Origin of the sequence: Egicoccus halophilus (assembly GCF_004300825.1) — a bacterium.
Lineage (GTDB): Bacteria > Actinomycetota > Nitriliruptoria > Nitriliruptorales > Nitriliruptoraceae > Egicoccus > Egicoccus halophilus.
In genome coordinates this window covers 1839786-1851205 of sequence record NZ_CP036250.1, presented here as the reverse complement: position 1 = coordinate 1851205, position 11420 = coordinate 1839786, and the positions used below count along the sequence as shown (strand labels likewise).

Genomic DNA, 11420 nt, shown 5'->3' with positions numbered 1-11420 from the left:
CCGCCCCTCGCACGGCGCGTCCGCCCACGAAGGTGCGCGAACGTCGCCGGTCCCGCCCGGCCCCGACGGGAGGTGCTCACCTTCCTGCGTGGTCCCGACGCACCGGCGACACCGCACGGAAACGACAGAGGGACCGGTCGTGGCGACCGGTCCCTCCAGGGTGGGGCGTGCAGGAATCGAACCTGCGACCTCTTGCGTGTCGAGCAAGCGCTCTAGCCGACTGAGCTAACGCCCCGCATGGGACGCGAGCGGACCAGCCGCTCGCGCGGCGCGAACGGTACCCACGGCCGCCGTCGAGGGCAAACCTGGCGGTGCCGACGGACTCCACGCCGCGCGGGGTGGGCCCTCCTAGGCTGCCGCGTCGGCACGAGCGACCGGCACGCGACGGGAGGAACCGGATCTTGGACACGCCGATCTTCGAACGCGACGGCCGGCACGTCGTCCCGACCCCGTTGGCGCGCGGCCCCTGGGACCGCGACTCCTGCCACGGAGGCGCCCCGGCGGCGCTGCTCGCCGCCACGGTCGACGCGCTGCCCTCGCCGGTACCGATGCAGGGCGTGCGGCTCACCTACGATCTGCTGCGCCCGGTACCGCTGGCGCCGTTGACGCTGTCCAGCGAGGTGCTGCGCGACGGCAAGCGCGTGCAACTCGCCACCGCCTGGCTGTGCGCGGCCGACGGCACGGAGCTGATGCGTTGCCGGGCCCTGCGGCTGCGCGTCGGGAAGGTGGACCTGCCCGCCGCGACCGTGGTCGACGACGAACCGCCGCTGGTCGGCCCCGAGGAGCTGCCGCGGCTCGAGGGTCGCGACGGCTGGGCGGACGACGGGTTCTGGCGGGCGGTCGACGTGCGCATGGTGTCGGGCGCGCTCGGTGACCCCGGCCCGGGCACCGCCTGGTTCCGGGTCGAGGCGCCGCTGCTCGACGACGTGACCCTCACTCCCCTGGCACGCGCGGCCGCGGCGGCCGACTTCGGCAACGGCATCGGCTCGCCGTTGCCGATGGGGCCCTACCTGTTCGTCAACCCCGACCTCACCGTCCACCTCGACCGCCTTCCCGAGGGCGACTGGGTCGCCCTCGCGGCCCGATCGGTGGTGCAGGCGACCGGCAACGGTCTGACGTCCTCGACGTTGTCCGACCGTGGTGGCCGTATCGGCATCGCGGCGCAGAGTCTGTTCGTCGCCGACCAGCGCTGACGTCGCGCGACCTGCTGTCGGCCGCAGCCGCGGCCGACGGCGGACCCGCCGGGCGACGGCGTCAGCCGGCGGCCGAGTCGTCGGGGTCGTCGAGGTCGTCGACCAGCGCGCGCAGCCGGCGGGCACGCTCGTCGGCGGGCAGATCGGCCAGCGCCACCCCCGCCACGAACGTCGACAGCGGCGCCGTCCACCGTTCGCTGGTGTGGGCGGCGATCCGGGCGAGGTCGAGCAGCGCCGCCCGTTCGTCGGCCGTCACCACCGGCGCCTCCCCCGACAGGGCAGCAGTGAGTTGCACGAACCACGATTCCGGCTGCACGGGGGCTTCCTCCGGGCGTCGGCATGGCCGCACCACGCGTGTGCGCGGCGGCCGGGCCCACGTTACCCCTGCGGCGAACGGCACCGCGGGTGCCACGGGACGGCCGCTGATACGCCATACTCCTGAAGTCGGAGTGTGACGTTGACGACCCAGCGGCTGCCCTCGACTCCCCGGTGAGCCCTCGTTGTCCATCTCCTCGGTCTCTTCGTCGTCCCTGCCCGAAGGTCTGCTGTCCGCGCTCCGCGAGTTCAGCGCCACGATCCTCAATCCGTACGACCTGCAGGAGTTCCTCGACCGTCTGCTGCGCAGCGTGCTCGCGATCACGAAGGCCGACGGTGCCGGCGTGATGCTGTCGGGCCGCAACGGCCTCGGATTCGCCTCCGCCACCGATCAGGACGTCGTGGACGCCGAGGTGACCCAGGACCGCGTCCGCGAGGGCGCCTGCCACGAGGCGTACCAGATCAATCAGCCGATCGTCGTCGACGACCTGCGGGACACCGGACGCTGGCAGGAGTACCGCGAACGCACGCTCCGCCTGGGGTTCCTGGCCGTGCTGGGCATGCCCCTCAACGCCGCCGGCCAGACCATCGGGGTCCTGGACGTCTACCGCCGCAGCGCCGGCCCCTGGACCGCAGCCGACCGGGAAGCCGCCGAGGTCCTCGCCACCATCGCCGCCGGCTACATCCTGCACGCCAACCAACTGCGGGCGCAGCACGAGCTGGCCGAGCAGTTGCAGCAGGCGCTCGAGAGCCGCGACCTGATCGGTCAGGCGAAGGGGCTGCTGATGGCACGTCACCGCATCGACGCGGAAGAGGCCTTCCAACTGCTCCGCAAGACCTCGCAGGACACGAACCTCAAGCTCCGGGACGTCGCCGCCAAGTTGGTCGTGTCGGAGGCCGACTCGACCGGCTGACCGCCTCGACGCGGGCGACCGGGCACCGGGGTGCTCCGACCACCTCGCGTCGCACCCGGAGGTCGCCGCACGGCTCGGGCGTCGCGGAGAGGCACGTGTCAGGGCAACTGGCCGGTCTCGACGACCTCGTGGGCGAGTTCGACCAGCTTGCGGTTGCGGTCCTGCGAGACCCGGCGCAGCAGGTCGAACGCCATGTCGGCGGTCATGTGGTGACGGGCCATGATGATGCCCTTGGCCTGGCCGATGACGTCCCGCGAACGGATGGTGGTGTGCAGGCCGGCTTCGGTCATCGCGGCGCGCATGGCGATCGACGCGTGGGTGGCGAAGACCTGGCCGACGAGTTGCGACCGCTCGTCGAAGGCGTGCGGCGTGCGGCTGTAGAGGTTGAGCGCGCCCAGCGTGACCTCGCTGGCGAACAGCCGGAAGCTGATCGTCGAGCGCACCCCGAGGGCGAGCGCCCGCTCGCGGTACGCGGGCCAGCGGTCGTCCGACTCGAGGTCGTCGATCACGACGGTGCGTTCGTCCGCGATCGCGTCGAGGCACGGCCCCTCGTCGGCCTCGTACTGCGCGTGGTCGCTGTCGATTGCCACGGGTGACGAGGACGCGGGCGAATCCACACGACGGCCCTTGCTGACCAACATCAGGCTGGCGCCGTCGCAGTGCGCGAGCAGATCCTCGGCCGCCGCCACGATCTCCTGCAGCGTGTCCTGCAGGTTGTCGAGGTCGGCGATACGCCGGGCCGTCGCGCTGATCGACTCGAGCAGGTCCCGGTCCGTCCCGTACTCGTCGACGACTACCTCGCCCACAACGATCTCCCCTCGTCACCAGGACCATAGGAGCGCCGACCGGGATGTGCCGACCCACCGAGGCACGAACGGGTCGCGTCGGTCCGCCGACCTCGGCTTTTCGTCGGCAGTGCGCCTCCCGCCGGCTCGCGTACCGTCCGTAGCTCCCATCGCTCGGGCCGACGGGTCCGAACAGTGGCGGCACACGACCACCACCCCGAGCGGACACGGCACCTGAGGTCGCCACCGTCCACGAGCGCCACGAGGCACGCGCATGAACCCACACGGCAACGCGACCCTGCGTCACGAGCGCACCTCGGTGCTGTCGGTCGAGGTGGCCGACGCGCCGGAGGTCGCGACCTCGGCGATGTTCGACGAACGTCTCGCCGACACCTACGAGCGGCTCGGCGTGCGGCCCGGCCTGCTCGAGGACCTCGCTGGCATCGTCGAACGCCGCTGGTGGCCCGAGGGGACGTTGTTCTCGTCCGTCGCCGCGACGGCCGGCGAGGCCGCCATCGAGGCCGCCGGCATCGACCGGGACCGCATCGGGCTGCTGATCGACACCTCGGTGTCGCGCGACCACCTCGAGCCGTCGGCCGCCGTCGCCGTGCACCACGACCTCGGGCTCGCACCGCACTGCCTCAACTTCGACCTCGCCAACGCCTGCCTCGGCTTCATCAACGGCATGAACCTCGCGGCCACGATGATCGACGCGGGACAGATCGAGTACGCGCTCCTCGTCGACGGCGAGGGCAGCCGGTACACCCAGGAGCGCACGCTCGAGCGGCTCGCCGGCCCCGGCGTCACGGTCGAGCAGATGTTCGCCGAGTTCGCGTCCCTGACGCTCGGGTCGGGTGGTGCCGCGATGGTGCTCGGCCGCAGCGACGCCCACCCCGAGGGGCACCGGCTGCTCGGCGGCGAGGCGCGCGCCGGAAGCGAGCACCGACTGCTGTGCGTCGGCGACCTCGACGGGATGACGACCGACACGGCCGCGCTGCTCGAGGCGGGCCTGGACGTCGCCGAGCTGACCTGGACGACCGCCGAACGCAACGGCTGGGACTGGGGCGCACTCGACCACTACATCATGCACCAGGTCTCGGCGGTCCACACGACGGCCATGCAGAAGCGGCTCGGCATCGACCCGGACAAGGCACCGCTGAGCTTCCCGACGCGCGGCAACATCGGCCCGGCCTCAATCCCGACCACGCTCGCGCTGCACCAGGACCAGATCCGTCCCGGTGACCGCGTGCTGCTCACCGGCATCGGTTCGGGCATCAACACGACCGCGCTCGAGCTGCTGTGGTGAGCGCAGGGACGCCCATCCCCGCCAGCCTGCCCCCGACCGACCTGCCCGGCCTCGACCCGGCCTGGTCGCATCTGGTCGAGGCCGTCGACGCGCACGGGGTCCTCCGGACCTGGCACGTCCTGTACACGCAGGCACCCGGTGACCCCGAGCCGGTGGGCACGCTGCTGTGTGTCCACGGCAACCCGACGTGGTCGTACCTGTGGCGTCACGTCCTGGCCGCACCGCCCCCGGGCTGGCGCGTCCTCGCCGTCGACCAGCTCGAGATGGGCTACTCCGAGCGCACCGGCGTCGATCGCCGCCTCGGCGACCGGGTCGCGGACCTCGGCAAGCTGACCGACGCGCTCGAGCTGACCGGTCCCGTCGTGACCGTCGCCCACGACTGGGGCGGGCCGGTCGCGCTGGGATGGGCGCTCGCCCACCGCGAGCAGCTCGCCGGGGTCGTCCTCACCAACACCGCCGTCCACCAGCCCGATGGTGCTGCCGCCCCGCGTCTGATCGAGCTCGCGCGGACCCCGGCGTTGCTGACCACCGTCTGCGAGCGGACGCCCACGTTCGTCCGCGGCGCCACCGTGCTCTCCCGCGTCCGCGGCGACCGTGCCGTGCGGGACGCCTACGCCGCGCCGTACCCGAGCGCCGCGCACCGCCGTGGTGTCGCGGCCTTCGTGCGCGACATCCCGCTCGAGGCCGACCACCCGACCGCGCCCGTGCTCGACGGCATCGCCGACGGGCTCGACGCGCTCGCCGACGTCCCGGCGTTGCTGCTGTGGGGTGGCGCCGACCCCGTCTTCGGTGACCGCTACCTCCACGACCTCGAGGCCCGACTCCCGCACGCGCAGGTCCACCGTGACGGCCGCGCGAACCACCTCACCCCCGAGGACCTCGAGGTGGCCGCCCACGTGCGGACCTTCGTCGCGACGACCCGCCGCAGCGCAGACGCGTCGTCCGACGACGGGCGGTCGGGCGATGCCGGTGACGCGGACGACGCTGCTCGGTCGGCCCGTGTCCCGGTGTGGGCGCGGCTGGACGACCCGACGATCGCCGAGCGCCCGGCGATCGTCGAGCTGCCCTCCCGCGCGGACGCGTCGGGTCCGGGTGCCGAGGCGACCGGCGCGCCGCGCGTACTCACGTTCGGCGCGCTCGCCCGACGGGTACGCGCCGTGGCGGCGGGCCTCGCCGACCTCGGCGTCGCCCCGGGTGACCGGGTCGCCCTCGTCGTGCCGCCCGGACGGGACCTCGCGACGGCGCTGTACGCCTGCTGGCGCATCGGCGCGGTCGTGGTGCTCGTCGACGCGGGTCTCGGCCCGCGCGGGATGACCAGCGCGTTGCGCAGCGCCGCTCCGGATCACCTGATCGGGATCCGACGCGCACTCGCGGGAGCGCTGGCCCTGCGCTGGCCGGGGCGACGCATCGCCGCCGGGCCGGTCCCCCGGGCCCTCGCCACCGCCGCGCAGGTCGCCGCGGACCTCGACGGGCTGGCCGAGCGGGGCGAGGCCCTGCTGGCGAGCGCCGGGGACGCCGCGCTCCCGCCCGCGCCGCAGGCCGACGACGACGCGGCCGTCGCCTTCACCTCCGGCTCCACCGGCCCTGCCAAGGGTGTCGCCTACCGGCACCGGCAGCTCGAGGCGCAGCGCGACGCGTTGGTCGCCACCTACGACGTCGGCGAGGACGACCGGCTCGTCGCGGCCTTCGCGCCCTTCGCGCTGTACGGCCCGGCGATGGGGGTCACCTCGGCCGTCCCGGACATGGACGTCACCGCGCCGTCGACGCTCACGGCCGCCGCGCTGGCCGACGCGGTCGCCGCCGTCGACGCCACGCTGGTCTTCGCCTCGCCGGCCGCGCTGGTCAACGTGCGCGCCACCGCCCAGGACGTCCCGCCGCGCCACCGGACCGCGCTCGCGGGGGTACGCCTGCTGCTGAGCGCCGGCGCGCCGGTGCCTTCCGAGCTGCTGCGGGAACTCACGGAGCTGATGCCCGTCGCCGAGCCGCACACCCCCTACGGCATGACCGAGGCCCTACCGGTCGCGGACATCTCGCTGGCCGGGATCGAGGCCGCCGGCGAGGGCGACGGCGTGTGTGTCGGGGCGCCGCTCACGGGCGTCGAGGTGGCGGTCGCGCCGCTCGACGCCTCCGGCGTCGCGGCGGCGGTCCCGACCGACGAGCTGGACGTCGTCGGCGAGCTCTGCGTCCGGGCCGCCCACGTCAAGGACCGCTACGACCGGCTGTGGGCCACCGAGGTCGCGTCCGCCACTCCCGCGGGCTGGCACCGCACCGGCGACGTCGGCCATCTCGACGCGCAGGGGCGCGTGTGGGTCGAGGGTCGCCTCGTGCACGTGATCGTGACCGCCGACGGGGTCGTCACCCCGGTCGGGATCGAGCGGCGGGTCGAGCGGTTGAGCGATGCGAGCACCGGCACCCGGGTCCGGCTCGCGGCCGCGGTCGGCGTCGGGCCGACGGGGACTCAGCACGTGGTGGTCGTCGTGCAGAGCGACCCGCCGGCCCGGCGCGCGGGCCTGGCGCCACGGGCGTTGACCGACGCGGTGCGCTCGGCGGTCGACGTGCCCGTCGCCGCGGTGCTGACCGTGCCGCGCATCCCGGTGGACATCCGCCACAACTCGAAGATCGACCGCACCGCGGTCGCGGCCTGGGCCTCCGCGGTGCTGGCCGGCGAACGCGCGGCCGCGCCGTGAGGACCCGGAGGACGACGTCGTGAAGGTGTTGGTGACCGGGGCGAGCGGCTTCTACGGCGGTGCGGTCGCGGCCGCGTTGGCGGCGCGGGGCGACGAGGTGACCACCCTGCAGCGTCGTGCCGTCACCGGCCCGTTCCGCAGTGTGCGTGGCGACGTCACCGACCCGGCCGTGGCCGCCGGGGCGGTCGCCGGGCAGGACGCGGTCGTCCACCTCGCCGCCCGGGTCGGGGTCGTCGGCAGCGCGGCGGCGTTCGCCGAGGTCAACGTCGGCGGCACGTCGGTGGTGCTGGACGTGGCCCGCGAGGCCGGGGTCGGGCGTTTCGTGTACGTCTCCTCCCCCTCGGTCGCGCACGTCGGGCGCTCGCTCGTCGGCGCGCCGGCGGCACCCGCCGACCCCGAACACGCCCGCGGTCCCTACGCGCGGACCAAGGCCGAGGGCGAGCGGCTCGCCCTGGCCGCCGACGCCGACGGGTTCGCGGTCGTCGCGATCCGCCCGCACCTGGTGTGGGGTCCGGGTGACGAACAACTCGTCGGCCGCATCGTCGCCCGCGCCCGCGCCGGACGTCTCGCGCTGATCGAGGACGGCGCCGCGCTCATCGACACCACCTACGTCGACAACGCGGTGGAGGCCACCCTCGCCGCGCTCGACCGCGCCGAGCACGTCCACGGCCGCGCCTTCGTGGTCACCAACGGCGAACCGCGCCCCGTCCGCGACGTGCTGGGGGCGATCTGCGAGGCCGCCGGGGTGCCCGTGCCGACGTCACGGGTGCCGTTCCGCGTCGCCTGGGGCGGCGGTCGGCTCGTCGAGCTGGTGTGGGAGCTTCTCGGCCGCGAGGACGATCCGCCGATGACGGCGTTCCTCGCCGAACAGCTCGCCACCGCGCACTGGTTCGACCAGCGCGAGACCCGCGAGGCACTCGGCTGGCAGCCGCGGGTGTCGTTCGACGAGGGGATGGCGCGGCTCGCCGCGAGCCTGCGGCGCTGAGGGCGCCCCCGCACGTTGCGGCCGCAGACGCCAGAGGCGGGGACGGGAACGAACCCGTGAGAAGGGATCTGCAGGCCGGATTTCGCCGTTTCGCGCGTCTCCCGTCGTGCGGGTCCGCGCCGGCGTCCGTCACGTGACCACCACGACCTTGCCGCGAGCGTGCCCCTCCTCCACGTACCGGACCGCCTTCGCCGCGTCGGCCAGCGGGAACGTCCGATCCACCGCTGGCGTCACCGCGCCGGCGTCGATGAGTTCGGCCAGCGCCATCATGTCCTCGTGCCGCTCGGCGCTCACGAACCCGCGCAGCCGCTGGCGCAGGAACGGGGACCACACCAAGGCGCGGAGCAGCCGGTCGGTGCCGCCCAGCACACGACCGCCACCCTCGCCACCGACGAGCACCACCGTGCCCCGCGGCGTCAGCGCCCGGCGCAGCCGGCGGAGGGACGCGCTGCCTGCGATGTCGAGGATCACGTCGTAGGGCCGGTCCACCGCCAGGGGGTCGTCGCGGGTGTAGTCGACGACGTGGGCGGCCCCAAGGTCACGGATCAGGTCCAGCTTGGTGGTGCTGGCGACCCCAGTGACCTCCGCGCCCATGTGGACGGCGATCTGCAGCGCGTAGGACCCGACCCCGCCCGATGCGCCGGTCACAAGGACGCGCTGGCCGAGCTGCACCTCCGCGTGATCGCGCAGCGCCTGCAGCGCCGTCATGCCCGAGATCGCCAGGGCCGCCGCCTGCTCCGGCGACGCGGACGCCGGCAGGTGCGCGAGCTTGCGCTCCCGCGCGACCGCCAACTCCGCCCACGTGCCGCGCCCGACACCGAAGACCCGGTCACCGGCACGGAACCGCGTCACGCCCGGGCCGATCGCCTGGACGACCCCTGCCAGATCCAGTCCGGGTACGGGGTTCCGCGGGCCGCGCAGGCCAAAGACCGGCCGAACCAGCAACGGCAGCCCGTGGAGCAGGTGGAGGGTGCCGCGGTCCAGGCCGGCGGCCTGCACGCGGACGAGCACCTCCCCCTCCCCTGCCGTCGGCGGCTCACGGTCAGCCAGCCGGAGGACGTCCGGGCCGCCGTAGGTGTCGTGCACGATCGCCCTCATGTCCGCCGCCCTCTCTCAGCCTTATGCCATAAGCCTTGGCCGGACGTTAGCCTTATGCCATAAGAACGTCAACGGTTCGAGGATCGGAGGAGACGTGCCCCGCGACCCGCTGTCCCGGGACCGGGTGATCGCCGCGGCCGTCGAGCTGGCGGACGCCGAGGGACTCGGCGCCGTCACCATGAACGCCGTCGGCGCCCGGCTGGGCGTCCGCGGCATGTCGCTGTACCACCACGTGGCCGGGAAGGAGGCGATCCTGGACGGCATGGTGGACGCCGTGTTCGCCGAGGTGCACCTGCCCGCAGTCGAGGAGGGCTGGCGGAAGGGAATGCGCCGACGGGCGGTCTCAGCCAGAGCGGCGCTCTCACGGCATCCGTGGGCCGTCGGGCTCCTCGACTCCCGCACCACCCCGGGACCGGCAACCCTTGCCCACCACGACGCGGTCCTCGGCTGCCTGCGCGGCAACGGCTTCAGCGTCGCCACGGCCGGGCTGGCCTTCGCCGTCCTGGACAGCTACGTCTTCGGCTTCGCCCTCCAGGAAGTCAGCCTGCCCTTCGACAGCGACGCCGACCTCGCGGAGACGCCGTTGGCCCACGACCTCCTGGCAGCCATGCCCGAGGGCGCCTACCCCCACCTCGTTGAGGCCGCGGGCCGGGCGATGACCCCCGGGTACGCCTTCGCCGACGAGTTCGAGCCCGGCCTGAACCTGGTGATCGACGGGCTGTCCCACCTGATCCCCGACGACGTGGCAGGACCGCCCGCACCGACGTGATCCGGCGCCGACCAGCAGACCTTCCCAGCTTCACCTCGCGCCCTACAGCCACATGTCGGCGTGCGCTCGGTGACGGCGGATCCGCAGCCGCTCAGTCTGACGGCTCCGCGGGCAGGCGCACGGTGAACGCAGTGCCTTCGCCGAGGCAGCTGGCGACCTCGATCGAGCCGCCGAGGTTCTCGACCGCGTGCCGCACGATGGACAGGTCCAGGCCGGTACCGCCGGTGAGGCGGGACCGGGCCGGGTCGATGCGCCAGCCTTCCGCGACGATGGCCGCCGCGGAGGCCCAGCTCCGCGGCGTTCCGACCTCTGATCGACGGCTCTGTGAGGTGTCGGCGGGCCCGCCGTGAGTCGCGGCCTTCGTCAGACGCTGTGCGGGCCTCCAGGGTCTGCCCAGACTTCCGTTGAGGTCGGCTCGGGTTCTGGGGCCGCCCACCGCCAGGCAAGCACCGCGATGGCAGCGAGGCCCAACAGTTCGAAGGCCCAGAACATCACGTCGTCGGCGTCCTTGGGCCACACCGACGTCAGAAGGATGGCGGTGATCGCAGCGCCGGTGATGTTGGCCAGTCGTGCCGGGCGATGGTTGAGCAGCCTGGAGAGGACGACCACAGCGAGCGGCAGCTGCAGGGCGAGTCCGCCCACAAGCACCGCAGCGGTGTCGACGGTCGTTCCGCGCACCGAGTTGTCGACGAGTTCCGCGACGAACCCGGGACGGAAGAGCTCGTGGATGTCTCGGAACAAGACGTTCAGGAGCACGTAGACCCACAGCGATGACAGGGTCGCACGGGTATCGCGCTCGAGCGCTCGACCGCCGTCCCTCCGCTCCCCGACTGGCTCAGCCGGCTCGAAGAGCTGCCACGGCACCGCGGCGTGTCAGGGGCAGCGGCGGTTCACGAGGCCCGCGAACAGCTCCCGTGATCTACGTCGTCGACGCGTCAGCGGTCATCGACCTGCTCGTTCGCAGTGACCCCGGGGAGCGCGTCCGTCGATGGCTGGCCGAGGACACCGAGGCGACGCTCATCACCGTCGCGCATCTGGATGCCGAGGTCTTCTCGGGACTGGCGCGACTCCACCGTGCCGGGGAGCTCGCAGCGGAGGAGGTCGACGAACGGTTGCGACGGCTCGCTCGCCTGGACGTCCGTCGCGTCCCGATCGCTGGTGCGCTCTTGGACGCCGCCTGGCGCATGCGAGACAACATCGCCGCGTGCGACGCGCTGTACGTCGCCGCCGCGCGCGATCTGGATTGCGCGCTGCTCACGACGGATCAGCGCCTCGCCAGAGCCGTGCCGGACCTGGCGATCGAGCTCAACTGGTGAGTCGCGGCACCACCCGACGCCGGTGGCGCGGCCCTCACGGAGGAGCAACTTC

General features: G+C 73.5%; 11 protein-coding genes, 1 tRNA gene and 1 pseudogene. 7 read left to right on the top strand and 6 right to left on the bottom strand.

All coding sequences use genetic code 11. The features are described 5' to 3' along the window. Positions 1 to 161: 161 nt before the first annotated feature. Positions 162 to 235: transfer RNA gene (locus ELR47_RS08225), tRNA-Val, on the bottom strand. 166 nt (positions 236 to 401) lie between these two features. Between ELR47_RS08225 and ELR47_RS08220 the strand changes: the two genes are divergently transcribed. Continuing rightward, positions 402 to 1193 (top strand): thioesterase family protein, encoded by a 792-nt coding sequence (locus ELR47_RS08220; RefSeq protein WP_165403946.1) that lies wholly within the window; start codon positions 402 to 404, stop codon positions 1191 to 1193. Between the two features lie 61 nt (positions 1194 to 1254). Here ELR47_RS08220 and ELR47_RS08215 read toward each other — a convergent pair whose 3' ends face one another. Further along, complete coding sequence (locus tag ELR47_RS08215; RefSeq protein ID WP_130649458.1) at positions 1255 to 1509, bottom strand: DUF6457 domain-containing protein; 255 nt, start codon at positions 1507 to 1509, stop codon at positions 1255 to 1257. Positions 1510 to 1693: 184 nt separating this feature from the next. Between ELR47_RS08215 and ELR47_RS08210 the strand changes: the two genes are divergently transcribed. Next, positions 1694 to 2422 carry a GAF and ANTAR domain-containing protein gene (locus tag ELR47_RS08210; RefSeq protein WP_130649457.1) on the top strand — a complete coding sequence of 243 codons (729 nt, stop codon included), beginning with the start codon at positions 1694 to 1696 and terminating at the stop codon, positions 2420 to 2422. Between the two features lie 98 nt (positions 2423 to 2520). Here the strand turns inward: ELR47_RS08210 and ELR47_RS08205 are convergent, their stop codons facing one another. Continuing rightward, positions 2521 to 3228, bottom strand: coding sequence for a GAF and ANTAR domain-containing protein (locus ELR47_RS08205; RefSeq protein WP_130649456.1), 708 nt, complete (start codon positions 3226 to 3228; stop codon positions 2521 to 2523). Positions 3229 to 3481: 253 nt separating this feature from the next. Here ELR47_RS08205 and ELR47_RS08200 point away from each other — a divergent pair, with 253 nt between their 5' ends. The 3 genes from ELR47_RS08200 to ELR47_RS08190 are packed head-to-tail and all read left to right on the top strand — an operon-like array spanning position 3482 to position 8185. Beyond that, positions 3482 to 4513, top strand: a complete 1032-nt coding sequence (locus tag ELR47_RS08200; RefSeq protein WP_130649455.1) for a 3-oxoacyl-ACP synthase III — start codon at positions 3482 to 3484, stop codon at positions 4511 to 4513. Beyond that, positions 4510 to 7200, top strand: a complete 2691-nt coding sequence (locus tag ELR47_RS08195) for an alpha/beta fold hydrolase (protein WP_205745517.1) — start codon at positions 4510 to 4512, stop codon at positions 7198 to 7200. The genes ELR47_RS08200 and ELR47_RS08195 overlap by 4 nt, the downstream gene beginning before the upstream one ends. Before the next feature lie 19 nt (positions 7201 to 7219). Beyond that, complete coding sequence (locus ELR47_RS08190; RefSeq protein ID WP_130649453.1) at positions 7220 to 8185, top strand: NAD-dependent epimerase/dehydratase family protein; 966 nt, start codon at positions 7220 to 7222, stop codon at positions 8183 to 8185. A gap of 129 nt (positions 8186 to 8314) precedes the next feature. On the opposite strand, the gene ELR47_RS08185 is transcribed toward ELR47_RS08190, so the two are convergent. Continuing rightward, positions 8315 to 9283 carry an NAD(P)-dependent alcohol dehydrogenase gene (locus ELR47_RS08185; protein WP_130649452.1) on the bottom strand — a complete coding sequence of 323 codons (969 nt, stop codon included), beginning with the start codon at positions 9281 to 9283 and terminating at the stop codon, positions 8315 to 8317. 94 nt (positions 9284 to 9377) lie between these two features. Here ELR47_RS08185 and ELR47_RS08180 point away from each other — a divergent pair, with 94 nt between their 5' ends. Further along, entirely contained in the window at positions 9378 to 10052 is a 675-nt protein-coding gene (locus ELR47_RS08180) for a TetR/AcrR family transcriptional regulator C-terminal domain-containing protein (protein WP_205745516.1), read from the top strand. Positions 10053 to 10146: 94 nt separating this feature from the next. On the opposite strand, the pseudogene ELR47_RS19335 reads toward ELR47_RS08180, so the two are convergent. Together ELR47_RS19335 and ELR47_RS18865 are read right to left on the bottom strand one after the other, a co-directional pair. Continuing rightward, positions 10147 to 10308 (bottom strand): annotated as a pseudogene (locus tag ELR47_RS19335) (ATP-binding protein); the annotation flags it as partial. Between the two features lie 107 nt (positions 10309 to 10415). Beyond that, a complete protein-coding gene (locus ELR47_RS18865; RefSeq protein WP_268234448.1) occupies positions 10416 to 10916 on the bottom strand; it encodes a DUF6326 family protein in 501 nt (166 codons plus the stop codon). Between the two features lie 50 nt (positions 10917 to 10966). On the opposite strand from ELR47_RS18865, the gene ELR47_RS08170 reads away from it, so the two are divergent. Beyond that, the gene (locus ELR47_RS08170) at positions 10967 to 11368 is read left to right on the top strand and encodes a type II toxin-antitoxin system VapC family toxin (protein ID WP_205745515.1); all 402 of its coding nucleotides are present in this window, start codon (positions 10967 to 10969) and stop codon (positions 11366 to 11368) included. Positions 11369 to 11420: the final 52 nt, after the last annotated feature.